Origin of the sequence: Commensalibacter intestini A911, assembly GCF_000231445.1 — a bacterium.
GTDB lineage: Bacteria > Pseudomonadota > Alphaproteobacteria > Acetobacterales > Acetobacteraceae > Commensalibacter > Commensalibacter intestini.
In genome coordinates this window covers 435,687-457,861 of sequence record NZ_AGFR01000003.1, presented here as the reverse complement: position 1 = coordinate 457,861, position 22,175 = coordinate 435,687, and the positions used below count along the sequence as shown (strand labels likewise).

Genomic DNA, 22,175 nt, shown 5'->3' with positions numbered 1-22,175 from the left:
CTTACCGAATGGCTGATACCAGTTTTTCTAATATAACTCACTCTACACAAACGACACAACGCTACCTACATGTAATTACATGGGGATGCCAAATGAATGTGTATGACAGTAACCGTATGGTCGATTTACTCCGTCCTTTGGGTTATAAAGTGACAGATGAAGCTGAAAAAGCCGATGTTTTGATCTTAAATACGTGCCATATTCGTGACAAAGCGACAGAAAAAGTATTTTCTGAACTGGGACGTTTAAGACAAATCAAAGAATATCGTGAAAAACAAGGCCAACCCACATTAATTGCAGTGGCTGGATGTGTTGCTCAAGCCGAAGGAAAAATTATTGTCCAACGTGCTCCTTATGTAGACGTTGTCTTAGGCCCTCAAACGTATCATCGTCTTCCTAAAATGATTTTAGAAGCAGCGCGCAAGTCTGGTAACGTCATTGAAACAGATTTTCCAACAGAAAGTAAATTTGACTTTCTACCTGCCCCAGAAAAAGCCCAAGGTCATACTGCATTCTTAACAATTCAAGAAGGTTGCGATAAGTTTTGCTCTTTCTGTGTCGTTCCTTATACGCGTGGTGCAGAAGAAAGCCGTCCAGTTCAAGCGATTATTGATGAAGCAACGCGTTTATGCGAACTTGGCGTTAAAGATATTTCTTTACTCGGACAAAACGTCAATGCTTATCATGGCCAAGGACCCGATGGAAACATTTGGGATCTAGTGAAATTAGCAGAAAAACTATCAACAATCCCAGGCCTTAGTCGTATTCGTTATACAACGTCTCATCCCAACGATATGAGTGACGCTCTTATTGCAGCACACCGTGATTTACCTACCCTGATGCCTTTCCTACATTTACCTGTTCAATCTGGGTCAGATCGTGTTTTAAAAGCAATGAACCGTGGGCACACCGTCAAAGAATATTATGAAATTATTGATAAATTAAAAAAAGCTAGACCTGACATTGCGTTGTCCTCTGACTTTATCATTGGCCATCCAGGTGAAAGTATCGAAGATTTCAAAGCAACCATGAAACTGGTTCATGATATTACATTTGCACAAGCTTTTTCTTTTAAATATTCTCCTCGCCCAGGAACTTCTGCTGCAATTTCTGCCAATCAAGTCGCAGAACCTGAAAAAGATGCTCGTTTGCAAGAATTACAAGCTGTCTTAAAAGATCAACTAACCCAATTTAACCACGAAATGATTGGACGCAAAATTCCTGTTCTTTTTACACATAAAGGACGTAAAGAAGGACAAATCGGAGGAAAGTCACCTTACCTTCAAGCCGTTCACGCCCAAGGAGATGAGAGTTTAATTGGTCAAGAACATATGGTTGAAATTGATGAATGTATGACTTTCTCTTTATCTGGTTCTCTTGTTAAAGAAAGCACATCCCATTGAGTAAACAAACCGATAACCTCCCTTTTATCGTATCAGAAGAGTTATTAGATCCATCTACTCTGAAATCAACATTGCAATTTAGTGATAACATTGTACTTGCCCATTTAATTGGTGAACATGATCGTTATTTGGCACAACTTGAAAAAGAACTACAAGTTAAATTAGGCTGTAGAGGGAATTATGTTGTCATTGAAGGTGGCCTTCAACAGGTTGAGCTCAGCAAAGCTGTTTTAAGCAACCTTTATAATCATATCTATCAACAAAAAGATATTAATTCGAGTGTCGTAAATACAATCATTCGTATGACACAAGATGGACTTTTAGCCACCAGCTCTTTTACTCAAGATCAACTTCTCAATTCTGACGATGCTCATGATCCTATCCCCAGTAATGCGCCAACAATTACCACACGCAGAGGGACAATTTCTGCGCGCACTGCGGGGCAAGCTGAATATTTAAAACTTTTATTCAAACATGAAATGGTTTTTGGAATTGGCCCAGCAGGAACAGGAAAAACTTTCCTTGCCGTTGCACAAGCTGTTTCAATGTTACTTTCAGGTCAAGTAGATCGTATTATTTTATCTCGCCCAGCCGTCGAAGCAGGTGAACGCTTAGGGTTCTTACCGGGTGATATGAAAGAAAAAATCGATCCTTATCTACGTCCTTTATATGATGCGTTACACGCAATGATGCCTGGGGATCAAGTCATCAAGCGTTTAACGAACGGTGAAATTGAAGTCGCCCCTCTCGCTTTTATGCGAGGACGTACACTAGAACATGCTTATGTAATTTTAGACGAAGCACAAAATACGACTACGGCACAAATGAAAATGTTCTTAACACGCTTGGGGCCTGGCTCCAGAATGGTCATTACTGGGGATGTTAGTCAAATTGATTTACCTTCTAATATCAAATCTGGATTAAAAGACGCCGTAGAAACGCTTGAAGGCATTCCAGGGATTGAAATTATGCGCTTTCAAGCGCAAGATGTTGTTAGGCACCCGTTAGTCAGTCGCATTGTCAGAGCATATGATAAACGTGATGCTAACGTCCAACAGCGTCCCACCATTCATAAATCCTAATCTTTTAAATGCTCATGCAACCTATATATCAAACTCGTCAAAGCCTAAACGAAAAACTGATTGTACAAGAACGACAATGGTGTCGATTTATGCCGAAACTATTGCCGCTTATCTATCGTATTCATCAAGTTCTTCCGATTACCGAAGAAACAAATTTATGTTTTTCTAATGACCTTGCTATAAAAAAATTAAATGGACAATTTAGAGGAAAAAACAAGCCAACGAATGTACTGACCTTTGAATTACCTGATGGTGGAATGGTTGGTGGCGATATTATTTTTGCATTACAAACAATTCAAAAAGAAGCATCACAAAATAAAAGACCTTTTATGCATCATTTAGCACATTTAATGATCCATGGTTTGCTACATTTACAAGGATATGATCATATCTACGTTAATGACGCTAAAGAAATGGAAATGAAAGAAGCCCTCTTACTACAAAAACTCAACATCCCTAATCCTTGGAAACTTTATCCGTTACGGAGTTTATAGTCATGACTCATACTCCTCTTACACCCAATCCCCCTCCTCCTCCACCTGAGCATACACAACCTGCCCCTGCTCAAAAACAAGCAGGATTAAAGTCAGTTCTTTCTCGATGGGTAAACAAGGATAAACATCATACACTTCGTCAATCAATTGTAAATTTGGTTGACGAAGAAAACGCACATGACCAATCAACACAACATACGAGTACACAAGAATTAAGCCCTCAAGAAAGACTACTCATCTCTAATATTCTACGGTTACGTGGAAAAACTGCTGATGATGTGATGGTCCCCAGGGCCGATATCTTTGCTATAGAAGATACGATTACACTCGATAAAGTCTTAGAAGTTATGAGACACGAAAATCATTCTCGTGTGCCTGTCTATCATAATGAACTCGATAATATTACTGGGATGTTACACGTTAAAGACTTATTGGCTTATACAGGAAACCCCGAAGAATTTAACATTACTAATATTCTTAGACAACCTCTGTTTATTGCTCCTCAGATCCCTATCCTAGATCTATTGCTACAAATGCGATTGCACCGTACTCACCTAGGCTTAGTCATTGATGAATATGGCAGTATTGATGGATTAGTCACCATTGAGGATCTTGTCGAGACTATTGTTGGTGACATTGCAGATGAACACGATGATCCTGATGTTGAAATGATTGTCGAACGTGATAAAAATACGTTAGATCTAGATGCCAGAATGGATTTAGAAGATCTCGAAAAACGTATTGGCTCTTTCTTAACTGAGGAAGAACGCAATTCTGATATTGATACCATTGGTGGACTGGTTTTCCGATTAGCAGAGCACGTTCCAACGAAAGGTGAAGTTCTAACACATTCTAGTGGCTTAGTATTTAGAGTCCTTGATGCTGATCCTAGACATATTCGCCGTTTAAGAATGCATATCCCCAATGACTGGGTTGTTCCTGCTTCTGCAGAAACAAAAAATGAAGAAATATCTTCTTAAAAAGCTTTATAAAAAAAGAGATAAAATTTTATTTAAACCTTATCTCTTTATCAATCATCTATTTATTTTTTAGATGCAATACGTTCTGCAACTTCTTTTTCCCATGGTGGGTTTGCACCACGACGTTGACAGATCATTGCTGCAGCCACAGAAGCATATTCTAACGCTTTTGTAATTTGTTCTGGCGTAATAGTTTTAATCGTTTCAAGGGTTAACAACCCCTCTTTTTGTAAATAGGTCAGTGTTCCAGCCATAAACGTATCCCCAGCACCGATCGAATCCACAACATCATCGATATAATCTGGTTTAACAGTAATGACTTTATGACCTGGCAAATAACAAAGAACTCCTTGACTGCCACGAGTAATAATCACAATAGAGGTTCCTTGTGAAATCCACATCTCAGCCGCTTCATCAAAAGAAGTATCTGGCATCAAAAACTCTAAGTCAGATTTAGAAAGCTTAATCACATCAGCCATCGCAATTAGACGAGCCATACGAGCACGATAAACAGCTGGATGTAATGTATTTCCAGGACGACAATTTGGATCAATAGAAAGAATTCGTTTGCCTCTTTCGATTCTGAACATTTGTTCACAGGCTTCAGAAACAGGAGGCTCAATCAAAGTCGTAGAACCAATATGAATTAACTTAACATCATCGGTAAATCCAGGAGATTGTGAACGCACCCAAAGACGTGAGACTGTATTTTCATCATAAAATGCATATGCAGGCTCTTCTTCCCCCAACTCCACGAAAGCAAGGGTTGTTTGTTGTGGGCCTCTTGCAACATATTTTGTATTCACATTAGAAGTTTCAAGGAAATGCATTAACTTCTCACCCAAGAAGTCAGTAGAAATTCCACCCATAAAACCAACATTCCCCCCTAAACGACCAATAGCAACAGCAATATTTGCACATGATCCACCTGGAGCTGGGCAATAGCAATCTGCCCCGTCTTCAGTTTTATCTGGAATAAAATCGATTAAAGCATCTCCACTAAGAATAATCATTGAAAATCTCCTATGATAAAATATGATGACAAGCAATATATCACGTTTTTTTTACTATTGGACCATATTTAAAAAAATATAAATTAAGCTGTAATCTTGAGTATTTGTGATAGTTTTATATTATAAAACAAAAACAATTTGCAGATATTAGCATATATTTTTTTTCTTAACACAACCTATCCTCAAAATATTTTAAACTCATCTTATTATAAGGAAATCAAATGCCTGTTTGGTTAACGACTGCGTCTATGCTGGTCTTGTCTAATCTTTTTATGACCTATGCTTGGTATGGACATTTAAAAACACTGGAAAACAAACCTTGGTATATTGCTGCGTTGATCAGCTGGTGCATTGCTTTGGGAGAATATATGATTCAAGTTCCTGCTAATCGTATTGGATATACAAAACTTTCGTTAGGTGAATTAAAAATTATGCAAGAGGCCATTACCTTAATGGTCTTTATTCCCTTTAGTATCTTTTTTATGCATCAATCATTTAAACTAGACTATATCTGGGCCGGACTATGCATTGTTGGTGCTGTTTTCTTCATTTTCCGAGGCGGTTAAGCTATATATTTTCTAAAGTCTTCTTATAAAAATAATATTTTATAGTAAAAATTAATTTTTTTTATGATGCTCTATGGCATTTATGGTAAAATGCAAGAAGAAATGTCAGTTTTTATATTAAAATTGAACAGAATATCTTCATATTTATTTTATCTTTTTTGGAATAGACTATGCCAATTACACGTCGTTTTTTTCTAGGCACTGCAATCCCTGCAGTGACTCTATTTGCCTCTAACTTACAAGCTAGAGCAGCTCAAATTTCGCCTAATTTCATGGCGCCACGCGCATTGGGCAATCCAAATGCCAAAGTCCATGTTCAAGAATGGTTCTCTTTAACTTGCGCACATTGTGGACGTTTTGCACAAACTGTTTTTCCAGAGGTTGAAAAACAATATATTAATACTGGAAAAGTTTACTATATTTTCAGAGATTTCCCTTTAGATAAAATTGCATTAATGGCAGCTATTGTTGCACGCAGTTTACCTGTCGACCAATATAAACCTTTTGTGTTCGCACTCTTGGACAATCTTGACCAATGGGCATTTAAAGAAGGTGCAGACCCAGCTAAAGAACTTCAAAAATATGCAACACTTGCAGGCATGAATGCTGCAACATTTGATCAAGTGGTAAACGATTCTGCTTTACGGGATGCCATCTTGGCTGAAATCAAACAAGCTGAAGATAAATATAAAATCGACAGTACACCAACCTTTATTTTCAATAACCAACCTGTTGTTGGTGAATTAACTATTGAAGATTTTGGGAAACAAGTTACAAGTGCTTTAAGTCGCCCTGCAACCCCTTAATTACATAGTCCTTATATCCCTGTATGACAGTCCGCTTTACACATCTTAAAATCGCTGGATTCAAAAGTTTTTCGGATCCTATTACATTAGAGATCTTACCAGGGTTAACAGGGATTATTGGCCCTAATGGCTGTGGCAAATCCAATATTGTCGAAGCCATTCGTTGGGTTATGGGGGAAAGTTCTGCTCGATCTTTGCGTGGCGGAGAAATGGATGATGTAATTTTTGCAGGAACAGTGCGTCGAGCAGCACGAAATATTGCCGAGGTTGCCTTAACCCTCGAAGGCACAGAGAATATTGCCCCAGCCCCCTTTCAACAACAAGATCAGCTGCAAATCTCTCGGCAATTAGAACGTGGTTCTGGTAGCCAATACCGCATGAATAACAAAGTGCAACGTGCTCGAGATGTACAAACTTTTTTTGCCGACTTAGGCTCTGGGCCAAGATCTTCAGCGATTATTAGTCAAAACCGTATCGCACAATTAATTGCAGCCTCCCCTGAAGAAAGACGACAAGTTTTAGAAGAAGCCGCAGGAATTGCTGGACTTTATAGTCGACGCAGAGAAGCAGAATTAAAACTCAAAGCAACAGAAGAAAATCTGGCACGCTTAGATGATTTACAACAGCAACTGACTGCGCTGATTGAATCTTTAAACGAGCAATCTTCACAAGCAACTATTTACAGACGCCTTTCAACAGAGCTCCGTGAAGCTGAAACACATCTACAATCTTTATATTTCCAACGAGCAATTCGTAGCTTGCATTTGTTTGAACAAAAACAATTACAAGCTCAACAAGCACAATCTGATACTGAGTTAAAACATACAGAACAGCAAAAACAATTCAAAAGTCTCGAAGAAAAACTACCTCAACTGAGACAACAAGAAGTTCAAACACGCACGCAATGGGATCATCAACGTCATGAAACACGATCTCTGCAAGAGCAAAAAAATAAAATCTCAGAACAATTACAACAGCTGCAAGCACGTATTCAAGAAGCTACTGAACAACATAATTCTGCCAGTGCTCGCGTTGAAAAAACACAAACTGATTTAAATCAAGTTCATGAAAATCTGAAAAATACAGAACAAAATCTGTTAGAATACCCAAATAAATCACAAACTCTACAAGAAAAAATTAATGAGTTTGAAAAACAATTGCTGAGCTTAAATACAGAAATTCAACAAGAAGAAAAAATACTTGAAGAACAACAGAAGCAACATCAAGCAATTACTCAGCAATATGAACAAGCAAAACAAGCACTGCAAAATACAGAGATAGACCATCAAAAAATTACTGAAGAATATCAACTTTGTTTAGAAAAACTTCCAAAAGAAGAAGAAATCAACACGTTTGCTGATGCTCAAACAAACGCACAACAGCATTTACAAACGATACAAGAACAAAAACAACAAAGCGAAACGCTTCTTAACGATGCCAAGCTGCAAGCCAGTAATGCGCAACATCATGCACAACAAGTTGAGCAAGCCTATACACAACTAACTCAGAAAATTCAGCAACTAACTCAGAAAAAACAACAAATTCTTGCTACTCAAAGCAATTTAGAAACACAATTACAGACGTTACAAAACCAGTCTTTAACAGAAACACAAAAAGAACAATTTACAACTGAACTGACAACGTTACAAAAAACGTTCTTAGAAGTTAAAGAGCATACACAAACGACAAATACCCACCATCAAGATGCTATCAAAAAGCATCTTGAAACAGAATCTGCCTATCAACAAGCAACGCAAATCTTTGAAAATCGTCGAAAAAATCTAAATGCAACGCAACAAGCATTTCAACAAGCTCAAAAGAATTCAAACCTTCTGGCTGAGCAAATAGAAAAAGCAAAAACAGCACGTATTGATGAACAGATTTTACAAGAGAAACAAGCTGAATTTAATGTTCAATCAGAGCTGGTTAAAAATTTACAAGAAACAATTCAAAATTTAACCACAGAACATCAACAAGCTCAAGAAGCTACTGAACAAGCACAAAAAAATCTTTACCAACACGAAGCTGATCAACAAAAATTACAAGCAAAACGAGATGGATTGGCTCTGGCTCTATCCCACGACCAAGATGAGAAACAAACACCATCTTTACCTGCTGTTTTGGATAGTATCACTATTCCACCTGAATTAATCGTCGCTGTCGCTGCGTTATTTGACGAAACACTGGAAAGCCCTGTTAGTTTAGAAACTCAAACAGGTTGGACTGCTTTACCAACAAGTCATTCTATTTTCCCGAGCTCTGTTCGTAAGCTATCCGAAATTATCACCCCTCCTCCTGCGTTACAACGTGCCTTTGACCATATTGGTCTTGTTGAAACGGTTCAGGAAGGTCAAGAATATTTTCAAAACCTATCTTTTGGACAAAGCTTGATTACCAAAGAAGGAGACGTATGGCGTTGGGATGGTTATCATCAAAAAGCTGGCTTACAAAGCAAAGCAGCTCAACGTTTATTACAAAGAGAAAATCTCAAACAAACTGAGGACGCTCTAACAGAGCTACAAGCCCACTATCCTTCTCTACAAACCAAGCACCAACAACTACAAGAGCAACAACAAAATCTCAAAACACAGCTTATAGAAAAGCAAGCACTCTATAAAACAACCGAACAAGAATTCCAAAAAATACAACAAGAATTCTTATCTCTTAAAAACCGTGCGCAGGCAGCTCAAACGCAGTTTGATGCACTACAACCTGCATATTCACAAGCACAAAAAGAGTTCAATGATAAACAAAATTTATTAGAGCAAGCACAAAAAGAAGCCGAACTCCCAAAACCAGATTATAGCATTGTTCAACAAAGCAAAGAGGACACTCAACGCTGTAAAGAGGCATCTCAACAAGCACAACAACAGTTGCAAACCATTGAAAATCAACTGTCTAACCTGAAAGATCAACAACAAAAACGCCTTAGCGAAGATCAACAAAATCATATTCGTATTGAGACGTTACAAGAAAAATTATCTCAACTTAAAACAGAGTTAGAACTACTTGAACAAACGTTAAAACATGATCAAGCTCAACACGAACAGCTAGAAAATCCTCAACAAGCCTTAGCAACTAAAGAAGCTGAACAAAAGAAAGTGCAAGAACTTGAGCAGCAATTATTTTCTTTACAAAAAGAACAACAAACGGCTGAACAAACCTTAGCTGTTGCTCGACAAGATCATCAAACCATTAAAGAAAAATATATTCAGCAGCATAGTCGTATTGAAACCTTAAAACCACGTTGTGATGATTCAGAGAAACTTTTAGAAACTAAACAACAAGCATTTAAAAATGCTGAAGAAATTTACGCTGCACGCCCTGAATTAGAAACCGCTAAAAGCAAACTGTCTACTGCTCAAGAAGCATATAAAAACTGCAAGGAACAAGAGGAGCAAGCCCGTCTTTCCTATCATTTATTAATAAATGAAAAAAATAATCTCACCAAACAAAAAGAAGCTTTAGAAAATCAATCAAAAGATTGGCAAGCACGTCTATCTCAAACCCAAGAAGAAGAAAAGACTTCTTTAGATAAAATCACACAGTTACAATCTGAATATAACCGCTTTAATCAAGAGTTCCCCATCCTTGAACAACAATTAAAGAACTTACAAGAAGCTGAGGCTACAGCGGGTGAATTGTATCAAGCCGCACAACAGCAACTCATTCAACTAGAACAAAGCCGAACTGAAGCACAAAAGCAGTTACAACAAGCTGAACAAAATGCAAGTAAAGCAAGAGAAAATCTACTAAAAGCACAAGCAAAGCAAGAGCAAGCAGAGGCGTTACTAGAGCAATTAAAAAATAATATCGAGCCCGCCATTCAGGAACATGCACAACAGCAGTCTGACCTAGATATTAGTGATGCCTCTGAAAGAAAGCTCAAAGTAATTATTGCTGAAAATTCTGCTGAACGTGAGGCTTTAGGCGCAGTTAATTTACGTGCTGAAATCGAACGTGAAGAAAAACAAGGGCAACTAGACAGTATTGAAAAAGAATATACTGAACTAATGTCTGCGATCCAACAATTACGGGAATCTATTCAAAAACTTAATCAGCAAGGAAAAGAAAAGCTTCATGCGATTTTTCATGAAGTTAATCAACATTTCCAAGACTTATTTACGCGTATGTTTAATGGTGGTAGTGCTTATTTAAAGCTATTGGCTCACGAGGATCCTTTACAATCAGGCCTAGAGATTTATGCTCAACCTCCTGGAAAAAAACTCTCCACCCTTTCATTATTATCAGGCGGAGAGCAAGCACTAACCGCCCTCTCTCTCGTCTTTGCAGTCAGCCGTTGTAACCCTGTGCCTATTTGTATATTGGATGAGGTCGACGCACCTTTGGATGATCCGAATGTCGAGCGTTTCTGTGCGTTATTATCTGACATGACAGAACAAGCTGGCACACGCTTTTTAGTCGTGACCCATCATCAATTAACGATGAGCCACATGAACCGTTTATTCGGAGTTACGATGCAAGAGCGTGGTGTCAGCCAAATTATTTCTATTGATTTAGAACATGCTGTCCAAATGCAACAAGATAAGCATACCGAGCAATTAGGATTAATTTAAAACGTAAATTGTAACCTTGAAACAATCAAGTTACTACTACGCCCATTTAAATTATAACTATTTCCATAAGATCTTGATGCATAAATATGATTATAATTTAACATAATACGCATATGCGATGACGGAGACCAATTCAACCCAGTCAACCAAGCCGTTTGCTTTCCACCATAAGAACCTAAGAGCTGACCATTAGGAGAATAACTATGAATATGGCTATTTAAATCCATCACACTCCATCTAGCGACCCATTCCAGAGCTCCCCACTCTCCTGCTGCAGGGTTAAATAAAGATCCTGTTGGTGCATTAAAAACTGTATTTTTTTGATCGTAAGAGCGCGGTTGACCAAATATGGTATAGCTTGTGCTGATATACCATCCAGGGAAGTGTAAATTCGGTCTATGCGTTATTTCATCAGCAACACGCTGTAAATTTACACGATAATACTCAGACTGAACAACCAATCTTTTCCAACGTAAGGCAACCTCAGGTCCAATCGACCAAACACTATCTACACCATCAATCGTTCCTGTGCGAATATAATTTTTGCTTAACCAAATTTGTGATTCTGGTCCCGTTGCAATCGCATATTTACGGTTATTCCCATGAAAAGCAAATGAAGCAGACATTCCCAAATGCAAGTCATAATCTGGTGTCGCCACTGGGTGTATTGCAGTTCTTAACGTCCCACCCACCTGATTTTTTTGGAAATTTTTAATGGTCGTTAATAAGCGCTCTCCAGTAACATGCGCACTAATATAATATTTCTTTCCCCAATGAGTTCCCCCTAGCGCAAGCCTTGGCTCTCCACCTGAAATATTACGCACAATATCACTCACCATAGGGCGCTCTATTAACTCATATCCATTAGAACTTTCTGTATCCTCCATCGAAGAGGGCGGTTGTAATAATCCAACATTTAAAACTGTATTTTTAAAGCCCACATATTTTAAACTCGCTTCAAATAAATGATACGTATCATTAAAAAATTCTCCGGCATCAGGACTAACCGTCAGGATAAAATCATCATAACGCGCTGCCACCATAAATCGACCACGCCTTAAAAAATCACGACTTCCTGATACATCCTGACCATATCTTTTATCAGGGCCAAGGAAACCACCCATATCGTAATGCATTAACATCCCAAGAGATAAAGAAAAACGACCATTCGATGATGTTAAGGTCGGGCGCCCTTTGGGAAATGTCAGATTCAAAGAGCCTAGTTGATATTGAATATTTTTATATGGATCTACATTGACTACTTTGTAAGCATTCCACATATTACAAGAGGCCTGACTAGTTGGGCAAATATACCATCCCTGCCCAAAATTAGTTGCGTACTCACCAACAGACAACTGTGGACCAAACACATCCTGTGTCACAACAGACTTTGCCTCTTGTTGCTCTTTTGCTTCAGCTATATCCTCTAAGGGTAATACAGCACCCAATCCCAAGAGATAAAACAAAATTACATGACTATTTAAACGCCATGATCTATTATTTTTTTTCATCTCTTATGAACCTTTGCTTGATTATTATTAAATAATAACTTTATGCGAAGGGTATACTCAAATTATGAACAACAATGCAAACTAATTCTCATCTGCGTTATGAAATTAATAATTTTATACTAATATTAAAATAAACCTAAAAGTTATACTGTAACCGTGAAATAATCAAATTACTGCTTCTACCTCTTGGATTATAATCACTTTTTAACGCTGATGATGCTTGGATATGATTGTAATCCAGCATCACTTTCACTTGTGAAGACGGATACCAGTTAAAACCCGTTGACCATACGGTTTGCTGTCCACCATGAACACCAAGTAATTTTCCTGAATCGCTATATCTTGTCTTATGGCTATTTAAATCCATGACACTCCATCGTGAAGACCATTCTAAAGCCCCCCAATATCCCGCTGCTGGATTCAAGGTTGGTCCGATTGGGGTAATAAACACACCTCTTTGCGCCTCATAAATTCTAGGCTGTCCAAACAACGTATAATTTGCACTGACATACCATCCTGGGAAATTTAAATTCGGTGCATTTTCACCATTCACAGCAGATCTATGCATGTGAATAGAATAATATTCCGACATAAATAAAACGCGCTTATAACGAAAAGCAACCTGTGGTCCAATACTCCAGATACTATCAACCCCATCAATAGAGCTTGTTTTAACATAAGGACGTTGTAACCAAATTTGTGCTTCTTGCCCTGTATTCATCGAGTATTTACGATTATCCCCATGAAAAGCCATAGAACCCGAAACGCCAACATGTAAATCTATATCTTTGGTAATCACCGGACGGCCTGCTAAACGAAACACGCCCCCAACCTGATTACGCTGAAAGTTTTGAAAAGGCCCATAGCGAGGCCCTGTTACATAGGCAGCAACGATATATCGTTTCTCCCAATGACTTCCTCCAAAAGACAAACGTGCATTTGCAGCAGCAATATTACGCACCAAATCAACCACCATTGGACGCTCTACAAACTCCATTAAATTAGAGCCTTCAGAATCCTCCATTGTTACACGTGGTTGTAATAATCCAATGTCAATCGATGTATGACGGAACCCTTGATAACGCAAAGATGCTTCAAACAAAGAATCATTTTGTACACCTGATGTTCCTAAATCAGGCGTTACCGTAACAACAAACCCTTTATATTTTGCACTAACAATAAAACGGCCACGCCTTAAATGACTGCGAATACTATCCATTGACGGGCCTCTGTCTCTCGCATTAGTGCCAACAAAAGCACCAACGTCATATTGAAACATCCCTCCAAGAGAAATCACCAGCTCATCATTCAAAGAAAATGTTGGACGCCCTTTGGGAAAAGTAACCGCTAGTTTCCCTATTTGATATTTAATATCTTGATAAGGATCAATATTCACAACTTTCACTGTATTCCATAAAGAACAAGCTTTTACGCCTTCTTCACAAGCGTACCACCCCTGACCAGTATCCACGGTTTGCAGGCCATCCATAGAAGATGGCGGTCCCATTCCATTCACTGTACTATGAACAATATTAGTTTGAGGAGTTGCAGCACGAACAGAATCGGATAAACCTGTTACTGCTGTTCCTATCAAAATAAAAGCAAAAATGCTTTTATATCCATAATAATCCTGTCTCATTTATTATGATCTACCTGTTCAAAATACAATTATTCGGCCAATTTTATAAAATACAGTGTAAATAATTATTAATACATTTTTTATAGTGAAATAGTATATTTACAAAATATTATGATATAATAATTTTTCAATTAAGTATATTACATATTTTTATAGTTTATTTAATTTGTAAAAATTCTTTTGAAATTTTAAGGAAAATAGTCACTAATAGAGACAAATATTTTTATATCTGCTTATAAAGAATAATTATGCCGTATCTAGTTTCTTACCCTGTTGAACAACCATTAAAAGAAATACACCAAAATCAATGGTGTATTATTTTGTGTAGAACAAAGACAAAAGAAAAAAAGAAGCTTCCTTACTTGCTCTCTATTCATCATGATGACAGCCAAGAATGGGAAGAAACACAATATTTACAGCATTACGTTTTCTTGCCTTCATCTTGGCGAATAGGAATTCTTTATATTCCCCCAAAGAGCGATAAAATCAGTATCACATCGATTCAAAATATCATTCTTGATACAAGCAAGATATCAATCAAGATTATTCCTATATCTCGATTATTAGCTGCTGGACTATTAACAACACTGCACCCAGCTCCACTGTTCAAAACACTTTTAGGGTCACCAAAACATCTTAAAAAGAGACTACGCACAGCACTTAATCAGAGTTATACAAAATCTGAAACGAATCTCTCTTATCAGGATTGGTGCCAATTATATGACTGTTGGGAAGAGAAAGAAAAAAAAGCACTTTACCAAAGTAAATTTTATGAGCAATGGCCTGTCATTCATTCTCTTTGCTATACTCCTCCTGACAACCATTATCCTGAGACAGATAGTGCGTTGGATCAACAATGGCCTACTCCAAAAAGTGCTAAACACGCCTACATTGCTATTTTACAAAATGGAGAAATCCTGCCAGCTCATGCGTTCGCTATTTTCGCGGATCAAGCAGCACGCCATCAATATCCTGCAGCACTTTACGCCGATTCAGATATGCTGAATCAACATCATCAAAGAGCTACTCCTCACTTTAAACCCAATATCAGTTATATGACCTTACTCTCTGGTTTACTTACTCAAGATATTTGGTTATTTCGTAAAGATATTTTTGACGCCTATCAACAAGAACACCCCAAAAGTTATCAATCAGCCTATGCTCATCGTTTAGCACTGGCTTTATTTATTTGGAAACAACAATATCCAATTCATCATATCCCTTATATCCTAAGTCATCGTCAGATTGCTCCTGGAAAGCAGGCACTTCAAGATATGCAAGAGATCGTTCAAAATGATCTATCTGCTCGACAATGGACAGGAAATGTGCAAAGCAATCATTTCCCTTTAAAGATAAATTTACACTCCAACAATGCTCCTGTGAGCTTAGTAATTCCTACGACCATTTCTTCTAAAACAATTCAAAAATCTATTCGTAGTATTTTAACTCAAACAGATTACCCTCATTTTGAAGTCATTTTAGTGATTTCTCAACCATCATCTCTTACCCATCGACAACGCTGCTATCTGCGACCTCTTTTAAGCTATAAAAACTTACGAGTAATTTGGTTAAAAACAGAAACTTTTAACTTTTCTCAAAGCTGTAATTTCGGTATTCATCATACGCATCACGAATTCGTCGCCATTGTTAATGATGATATTACTCCTAAAAATCCCCAATGGCTTATAAATATAATGGGACATATGCAAGATCCCAAAGTGGGTGCTGTCGGGGCAAAGTTATATTATCCAAATGGACAAATACAACATGCCGGCATCATTATGGGGGCTGCCAACCTATGTGAGCACGCTGGGCGTTTCCAACGCTCAAACCGTATCGGTTTAACCTATGATCATGATGTTTCTGCTGTTACTGGAGCCTGCATGTTAATCAGACGCAGTGCGTATACACTAATACAAGGATTTGATGAAAATTATGAAATCTCTTACAATGATATTGATTTCTGTTTAAGGCTAAGAAAAGCGAATTATCATGTTATCCAATGTCAACAAGCCGAACTGATCCATTATGAGTCTCTTTCGCTAGGGAATCATTATACAGGAAAGCGTGCAGGCAAAGAACGACAAGAAATTCTTTCTATTCGTGCCCAATGGCAATCAATAGATCATCAAGATCCATTTTATAACCCCAACCTATCTTTACAGCGAGGCATGGATGGAAAATTAGCGTTTCCTCCACGCGTTACGCGCCCTTTCGCTACATCTACTTGTTTGAATAAGGAGTTTTTGTAATGTCCACCGCCCCTACAATTTACATCAGTAATCTAAGATTAGATTATAAAAACAAACCGGTTTTTTCAGAACTAAACACTTCTTTTACAGGTGGCATGTTTAATATTCTATTAGGCACTAGCGGTGTTGGCAAAAGCAGCCTCCTTAAAATGATCGCAGGGCTTCTACCGATTACTCAGGGCGAGATTACATCTGATCATTCTGAAGCACTTTCTTCTCAAATTAGCTATATGGCTCAACAAGACCTATTAATGCCTTGGACAACGATTTTACAAAATGTCATGATTGGCAGTAAACTCCGTAAAGAGAAAAAAGAAAAAACTCGCGCTTTACATATTTTAAAACAAGTTGGATTGGACGGGGCTGCCAATCAGTTCCCTTTTCAACTTTCAGGAGGCATGCGCCAACGTGCTGCTCTTGCGAGAACTTTATATGAAAACCGGCCTGTTATTTTAATGGATGAGCCTTTTTCGGCTTTGGATAGTGTGACACGCAGTAAAATGCAAGAATATACAGCTGATCTTTTAAAAGGAAAAACCGTCATTCTGATTACTCATGACCCTTTTGAAGCGTGTCGATTAGGAGAAAATATTCAAGTCTTAGCTGGAAATCCCGTGCAAATTTATGATATCCCACCTATTGAAGGAACCATTCCCCGTCATCCAGAAGCCCTCAATTTACAACAAGCTCAAGCACATTTATTAAATCTGCTAATTGAAAAAAATATTCTACAATGACCTCTATCCCACTTTATTTTCGTATTCCTATCTTAATCATCAGCTTATTATTAATATGGCAAGGAATATACCAATTCTTTGGTATTCCACCATATTTACTGCCTTCACCAATATCTGTTTTTATTGCTTTTAAAGATAACCAAGCTTTACTTTGGAACGCTGCCTTTATAACGTTTAATGAAACTATTTTAGGTCTTATTTTAGGATGTGCTTTAGGAATGGCGCTTGCTTTACTCATGAGCCTTATTCCATTCGTTCGACAATGGTTAATGCCCATTATTTTAATCAGTCAATCTATTCCAACATTTGCACTCGCCCCCTTACTCGTTTTATGGTTTGGCTTTGGAATGAATTCAAAAATAGTCATGGCAATGATTATGATTTTTTTTCCTGTCACTTCGGCTTTTTTTGACGGATTAAATCGTACCCCACTAGGATGGATAGAACTTGGCAAAACAATGAATGCCTCCCCTCTAAGGCAACTCTTATTCATCCGTATCCCTGCGGCCTTACCCGCTTTTGCTTCAGGATTACGTATTGCAGCAGCAATTGCCCCTATTGGTGCAGTAATTGGGGAATGGGTTGGAGCGTCTTCTGGATTAGGATTTTTAATGCAAAATGCCAATAGCCGTTTTCAAACAGACCTTATGTTTGCAGCTTTATTTCTTTTATCAATCATGACAATATGCTTATGGGGAACAGTTACCTTCAGCACAAAAAAACTAATCCCTTGGGCAGAAGATACACAAACATTTTAAAAGAAATAAAAAGACCCCCTTTTAAATAAAAAATTCTTTCTGAACGCCTTATTTACTCATTCACAACATAAGAGCCTGTCTCAACAATCTGAATAGATAATAAGATATTCCGATTATCTTCCACTGACTTTAATGGAATTAAAGCATTCCCAGAGGTCCACCTGGCACGAGAGTGAGATTGCGGTAACCAGCCAGATAACTCTTTTCCTGATAAATGCATATCTAGTATATATTTCTGATGCTCTTGATGCATCACTATATCTCCGACCAATACACCATGAACATAACGATTATCATAATGCGCTCCCCAAACATCACATGGACGATAAGTCCTAGATATCAAACGTACATTCTTAAGATCAGAAGGTAATTCGAATAAAACTTCTGTATCCGTCACTCTTACAGGGAATAATTTACAGCCTTTATCCGTTATTAAGTATACATCAGGATTGTTTGTTCTTACTTTTTTTTGCTCGATTAACTCAATAGACATTCTATCTGCTCGTTGATCTAATGCATAAAAAATAGCTTCCACTCCACCACGTTTTGTAATCAACATTGCAGCAGCATCTCTTTCCCAGCTTTTAACACGAGTAGATGAAAAAGTATCAAGTGATTTACTCGTAAAATAATGCCTATTTCCGGTATCTAAATAGCTTTCTGATAAAGCTCCATTCGCTACAATCACACTGTGTTTCTCTAGCTCTATATGATAATAGTCATAAGTCGTAAAAGAATGATCATAAAAAATTGTCTTTCCATTCACTAACATGCGAATAGGCACAAAATAATCATCAAAAAACATACAATGTTCGGCTGTCACATATAAATCAGCAAAAGGAACCCCCTCATCAATCGCATTTTTACGAATGCAAATAGGATATCCTGCTAAATCATCATGCTTATATGCAGCAACCGTTGTAGTTTGTTTACCGACCCAAATCACTTGACGTAATTGCCACGTATTATTATGTCCTACACTATATACAAGATCTCCAGGCACAATGTCTTCAACCCTTACCAGTCCATTTTCTGCACGAATAAACGTGCCTGCCAAGAAACATGCATCACCATCATCCAAAGCAAGACTTAGAAATTGTGTTTTATACTGACCCGGATTAAAATTATCGTCTGAAACTAAAATTAAGGATTGACGCCCATCAGCTAATTTAGGCCCCAAAGTCATCCCTTCTATATTATCAATCTTTGTTTGATTAGTATTTAACTTATCAACAATAGATGGATCTTGAGAATTAAACACTTCCATTTTTGTTAATGTTGTTGTGTTATCCGCAGTAATATTCGTAACATCCATTACGTTTTGCGCACCGATTAAACTGACTTTATAAATACGTACACGATTTCTAGATGCACCTTGAGTAACGCCTACTTGCTTACTATTATCTCCGCGTTCCATTACCAAAAGAGTATTATCATCTAAAGCCAAGATTTCAGAAATACCATTACTAGTTGCATCAATCGTAGAAGGTCGGTCTGTATAATACGCATATTGTGCAACAATATTTCCATGCGCATCATATTTCGTAATTCTGGAAACTCCAGTTAAATCGCCTGTTAAATTACGCTCCATAGACACAAAATAGGAACCATTTGGTGAAAAAGTAGATCCTTCCAAACTTAAATTATTCTGTGCACGTGTCGCTATATTATCTGGAACCGCCAACCGACTCACCGTTCCATTACTATGATAATGATAAATTCCTGCTGGCTTTTCCTCTGTTGTATACCAATATCCATCCCCCTTGGGATCAAAACGAATAGATTCTACATCAGAAACGGGTTGTCCATTTTCATTCAATAATGACTTAGCACTTAAAAACTGAACTGTTGGTTTAGAATTCGTATCTGTTAGACCTGTTAATTTAATACGAAACATCACAGAAGCACTGGGAGAATTTGCCGCTGAACTTGGTTGATGATCCGATTCAACAATATATGTATCTGTTTTTGGATCATAATCAATGCCTGATAGCCCACCTATTTGATAGCTTAGCCCACTAGTAGGATCGGTAAACACATAATCTGTAGCCACACCAACCTGATTAACATATTCAAGTTTCTGCAATGAGTCATATTGAGACTTAAGAGCAAAACTGACAAACTGTGTTTTGTTTTGATTTGCACTGTAGTTATCATTCAATACAAGCACCAAAGAAGATCTGTCATCTGACAAAGCTGGCCCGAACGTCATTCCTTCAATATTATCAAATCGATTTGCTGTTGTGCCCAAAACATCACTAATTGACGGATCCATTGAATTAAAAACAAGATTTTTAGAGACAAGTTGCGTATTAGCAGAAGTTAAATTGGGAATATCCACTACATTCTGTGCACCGTCCAAATCAATTTCATAAATCCGAACACGGTTGACAGACTTTCCAGTTGAAGCATCTGGAGTATTATTATATCCTCTTTCCATTACTAACAATTGATGCTCATTAATTGCTACAATTTCTGCGATACCATTACTTGTCACATCGATTGTTGATGGACGATCTGTATAATACGCATATTGTGCAACTAGAATTCCATCGCTATCAAACTTGGTAATCCGTGTATAACCCGCTGCATCCGTTGTTAAATTTCTTTCTAATGCAACATAATGCGATCCATCTAGAACACAAGTTGCTCTTTTTAAACTCTTGTCAGGTTGAGAATTTATTTCAATATTACTGAGAATTGCGCTTAACTTAGAAACACTACCATCTGTATGAGAATGATAAATTCCAGACATAGCCTCTTCTGTGGTTACCCAAAACCCATCTCCTTTAGGGTCACGACGAATAGACTTAACATTGCTAATTCCCGTTAAATCAATCGGTGTTTTTTTGAATATAATGTCTGGTTTACCATCAGAATTATACAACCCTGTAAACTGAAAAGTATATATAGCCACAGGTTTACCATCAGCTCCAAAATCAGACTGTGCAGTATAGGTATCCGTTACAGGATCATAATCAATTCTAGATAATCTTCCTACTGAATAGTCATCATCCATATAATCTATAGGTAAATCAGTCTGATTTAAATATTGAAGCTTCATTTTACTCTTTACCCAAACTAATGTTTTATAAAATAGAATAATTTCTTATATCGAATTATTGTATCTTTTCATAGATTTATCTATATTGGTGATTATAGTCCTAATATTTTCCCTTCAAACCCAACCATTTTAAAAGGTCTAATCACGACGCTTTCAAATAATCCTGCTTTTGCATATGGATCACTTTCTGCAAATCCTGCAGCAGCAGCACGATCCTCCACTTCAACAATAATCAAAGAGCCACAACTTTTTTCATTGCCGCCTAATAACGGTCCAACAATTTTTATATATTGTTCGTATGTTTTTAAATATGCTAAATGTTCTGGTCTTACCGCAGTTCTCAACTCTAAACAATCTGGTTTGTCTGTACACATAATCGCAAATAACATTTTATTTTCCTTATAATAATCAATTAATAAGCTTCAATTATGCATACTAAAACAAATCTTTCTACTTTAAAAATTGAAAAAAAAATCGTTCAATTGTAATAGTATATAATTAGTTCCTTTTTTATAAAACATTCCTAAATGACAAAAACATCTGTGCCACCTTCTGCAAAACAATCTGGCTTTAATATTCATCGCTTTGCCAACCCTGGAACATTTTTACGCTTCGAAAGTAAAATACAACCTTGGGTCATTGCCTTTGGTATCTTGTTTGTATCTATTGGCATTGTGTGGGGACTATTCTTTTCCCCTGCTGATTGGCAACAAGGCGACAGCGTCAGAATTATGTATATTCATGTTCCTATGGCAATTTTAGCAAGTGGTGGTTATTTTGGATTAGCACTTTGTGCGCTATGCTCTTTAATTTGGAAACATCCTTTAGCTGATTTAGCTGCCGAAGCCATTGGCCCTATTGGTGCGGTTATCACCGCGCTTTGCCTCATTACAGGCTCTTTATGGGGAAAACCCATGTGGGGCACATGGTGGGTATGGGATGCCCGACTGACCTCAGTCCTCGTTTTGTTCTTTTTATATTTAGGACATATTACACTGCTTCATGCCTTTGATGATCAACAAAAAGGCTATAAAGCAGCAGCCATTTTGGCATTAGTTGGTGTTTTTGATTTACCTATTATCAAATTTAGTGTTAATTGGTGGCATACTTTACATCAGCCAAGCACGTTTAGTATAACACATGCTCCAGCAATGAGCCTTTCCATGATGTGGCCCCTTATTTTTTGCTTTATAGGGTTTGCTTTGGGATTTATTGCTTTGGTTTGTATTCAATTACGTGCTGCTATTCTTGAACGCCAAGTGCGCCATCTTTTATTAAATGAATAGGCCATTG

The 22,175-nt window shown here is 37.5% G+C and carries 16 protein-coding genes; 11 read left to right on the top strand and 5 right to left on the bottom strand.

From position 1 onward, the window contains the following. Nucleotides 1-8 precede the first annotated feature (8 nt). The 4 genes from miaB (at nucleotide 9) to CIN_RS02435 (ending at nucleotide 3,959) form a co-directional block, all read left to right on the top strand. On the top strand, nucleotides 9-1,403 hold the full coding sequence (miaB, locus tag CIN_RS02450) for a tRNA (N6-isopentenyl adenosine(37)-C2)-methylthiotransferase MiaB (protein ID WP_050798315.1): 1,395 nt from the start codon (nucleotides 9-11) through the stop codon (nucleotides 1,401-1,403). 26 nt (nucleotides 1,404-1,429) lie between these two features. After that, nucleotides 1,430-2,485: a PhoH family protein gene (locus CIN_RS02445; RefSeq protein WP_170314033.1), complete on the top strand. Its 1,056-nt coding sequence runs from the start codon at nucleotides 1,430-1,432 to the stop codon at nucleotides 2,483-2,485. Between the two features lie 89 nt (nucleotides 2,486-2,574). Then, entirely contained in the window at nucleotides 2,575-2,979 is a 405-nt protein-coding gene (ybeY, locus tag CIN_RS02440) for an rRNA maturation RNase YbeY (protein ID WP_050798314.1), read from the top strand. Between the two features lie 2 nt (nucleotides 2,980-2,981). Beyond that, nucleotides 2,982-3,959 carry a hemolysin family protein gene (locus CIN_RS02435; protein WP_008853470.1) on the top strand — a complete coding sequence of 326 codons (978 nt, stop codon included), beginning with the start codon at nucleotides 2,982-2,984 and terminating at the stop codon, nucleotides 3,957-3,959. A gap of 62 nt (nucleotides 3,960-4,021) precedes the next feature. Here CIN_RS02435 and CIN_RS02430 read toward each other — a convergent pair whose 3' ends face one another. Then, nucleotides 4,022-4,972 (bottom strand): carbohydrate kinase family protein, encoded by a 951-nt coding sequence (locus CIN_RS02430; protein WP_008853469.1) that lies wholly within the window; start codon nucleotides 4,970-4,972, stop codon nucleotides 4,022-4,024. 221 nt (nucleotides 4,973-5,193) lie between these two features. On the opposite strand from CIN_RS02430, the gene CIN_RS02425 reads away from it, so the two are divergent. The 3 genes from CIN_RS02425 (at nucleotide 5,194) to CIN_RS02415 (ending at nucleotide 10,921) form a co-directional block, all read left to right on the top strand. Next, nucleotides 5,194-5,538 (top strand): DMT family protein, encoded by a 345-nt coding sequence (locus tag CIN_RS02425; protein WP_008853468.1) that lies wholly within the window; start codon nucleotides 5,194-5,196, stop codon nucleotides 5,536-5,538. Between the two features lie 170 nt (nucleotides 5,539-5,708). Next, complete coding sequence (locus CIN_RS02420) at nucleotides 5,709-6,344, top strand: thioredoxin domain-containing protein (protein WP_008853467.1); 636 nt, start codon at nucleotides 5,709-5,711, stop codon at nucleotides 6,342-6,344. 23 nt (nucleotides 6,345-6,367) lie between these two features. After that, a complete protein-coding gene (locus CIN_RS02415) occupies nucleotides 6,368-10,921 on the top strand; it encodes an AAA family ATPase (protein ID WP_008853466.1) in 4,554 nt (1,517 codons plus the stop codon). Here the strand turns inward: CIN_RS02415 and CIN_RS02410 are convergent. After that, entirely contained in the window at nucleotides 10,918-12,432 is a 1,515-nt protein-coding gene (locus CIN_RS02410) for an OprO/OprP family phosphate-selective porin (RefSeq protein ID WP_008853465.1), read from the bottom strand. The two genes, CIN_RS02415 and CIN_RS02410, sit on opposite strands and share 4 nt — an antisense overlap. Before the next feature lie 136 nt (nucleotides 12,433-12,568). Continuing rightward, nucleotides 12,569-14,071, bottom strand: coding sequence for an OprO/OprP family phosphate-selective porin (locus CIN_RS02405; protein WP_008853464.1), 1,503 nt, complete (start codon nucleotides 14,069-14,071; stop codon nucleotides 12,569-12,571). Nucleotides 14,072-14,319: 248 nt separating this feature from the next. On the opposite strand from CIN_RS02405, the gene CIN_RS02400 reads away from it, so the two are divergent. Genes CIN_RS02400 through CIN_RS02390 form a run of 3 tightly spaced genes read left to right on the top strand, consistent with a single transcriptional unit; the run spans nucleotide 14,320 to nucleotide 17,818 of the window. Further along, the gene (locus CIN_RS02400; protein WP_008853463.1) at nucleotides 14,320-16,323 is read left to right on the top strand and encodes a glycosyltransferase family 2 protein; all 2,004 of its coding nucleotides are present in this window, start codon (nucleotides 14,320-14,322) and stop codon (nucleotides 16,321-16,323) included. Then, nucleotides 16,323-17,060 carry an ABC transporter ATP-binding protein gene (locus CIN_RS02395; protein ID WP_040363706.1) on the top strand — a complete coding sequence of 246 codons (738 nt, stop codon included), beginning with the start codon at nucleotides 16,323-16,325 and terminating at the stop codon, nucleotides 17,058-17,060. The genes CIN_RS02400 and CIN_RS02395 overlap by 1 nt, the downstream gene beginning before the upstream one ends. Beyond that, entirely contained in the window at nucleotides 17,057-17,818 is a 762-nt protein-coding gene (locus tag CIN_RS02390) for an ABC transporter permease (RefSeq protein WP_008853461.1), read from the top strand. Before CIN_RS02395 ends, CIN_RS02390 begins: the two co-directional genes overlap by 4 nt. Nucleotides 17,819-17,870: 52 nt before the next feature. Here the strand turns inward: CIN_RS02390 and CIN_RS11300 are convergent, their stop codons facing one another. Together CIN_RS11300 and CIN_RS02380 are read right to left on the bottom strand one after the other, a co-directional pair. Further along, nucleotides 17,871-20,882, bottom strand: a complete 3,012-nt coding sequence (locus tag CIN_RS11300; protein WP_008853460.1) for an esterase-like activity of phytase family protein — start codon at nucleotides 20,880-20,882, stop codon at nucleotides 17,871-17,873. A 92-nt stretch (nucleotides 20,883-20,974) separates the two neighbouring features. Next, entirely contained in the window at nucleotides 20,975-21,271 is a 297-nt protein-coding gene (locus CIN_RS02380; protein ID WP_008853459.1) for a YciI family protein, read from the bottom strand. Nucleotides 21,272-21,409: 138 nt separating this feature from the next. Between CIN_RS02380 and CIN_RS02375 the strand changes: the two genes are divergently transcribed. Continuing rightward, nucleotides 21,410-22,168 carry a heme ABC transporter permease gene (locus tag CIN_RS02375; RefSeq protein WP_008853458.1) on the top strand — a complete coding sequence of 253 codons (759 nt, stop codon included), beginning with the start codon at nucleotides 21,410-21,412 and terminating at the stop codon, nucleotides 22,166-22,168. Nucleotides 22,169-22,175 lie beyond the last annotated feature (7 nt).

Excerpts from the sequence above, each read along its gene's own strand:
- miaB (WP_050798315.1), top strand. The coding sequence starts at position 9 with ATGGCTGATACCAGTTTTTCTAATATAACTCACTCTACACAAACGACA.
- ybeY (WP_050798314.1), top strand. The coding sequence starts at position 2,575 with ATGCCGAAACTATTGCCGCTTATCTATCGTATTCATCAAGTTCTTCCG.
- CIN_RS02435 (WP_008853470.1), top strand. The coding sequence starts at position 2,982 with ATGACTCATACTCCTCTTACACCCAATCCCCCTCCTCCTCCACCTGAG.
- CIN_RS02430 (WP_008853469.1), bottom strand. The coding sequence starts at position 4,972 with ATGATTATTCTTAGTGGAGATGCTTTAATCGATTTTATTCCAGATAAA.
- CIN_RS02425 (WP_008853468.1), top strand. The coding sequence starts at position 5,194 with ATGCCTGTTTGGTTAACGACTGCGTCTATGCTGGTCTTGTCTAATCTT.
- CIN_RS02420 (WP_008853467.1), top strand. The coding sequence starts at position 5,709 with ATGCCAATTACACGTCGTTTTTTTCTAGGCACTGCAATCCCTGCAGTG.
- CIN_RS02415 (WP_008853466.1), top strand. The coding sequence starts at position 6,368 with ATGACAGTCCGCTTTACACATCTTAAAATCGCTGGATTCAAAAGTTTT.
- CIN_RS02410 (WP_008853465.1), bottom strand. The coding sequence starts at position 12,432 with ATGAAAAAAAATAATAGATCATGGCGTTTAAATAGTCATGTAATTTTG.
- CIN_RS02405 (WP_008853464.1), bottom strand. The coding sequence starts at position 14,071 with ATGAGACAGGATTATTATGGATATAAAAGCATTTTTGCTTTTATTTTG.
- CIN_RS02400 (WP_008853463.1), top strand. The coding sequence starts at position 14,320 with ATGCCGTATCTAGTTTCTTACCCTGTTGAACAACCATTAAAAGAAATA.
- CIN_RS02395 (WP_040363706.1), top strand. The coding sequence starts at position 16,323 with ATGTCCACCGCCCCTACAATTTACATCAGTAATCTAAGATTAGATTAT.
- CIN_RS02390 (WP_008853461.1), top strand. The coding sequence starts at position 17,057 with ATGACCTCTATCCCACTTTATTTTCGTATTCCTATCTTAATCATCAGC.
- CIN_RS11300 (WP_008853460.1), bottom strand. The coding sequence starts at position 20,882 with ATGAAGCTTCAATATTTAAATCAGACTGATTTACCTATAGATTATATG.
- CIN_RS02380 (WP_008853459.1), bottom strand. The coding sequence starts at position 21,271 with ATGTTATTTGCGATTATGTGTACAGACAAACCAGATTGTTTAGAGTTG.
- CIN_RS02375 (WP_008853458.1), top strand. The coding sequence starts at position 21,410 with ATGACAAAAACATCTGTGCCACCTTCTGCAAAACAATCTGGCTTTAAT.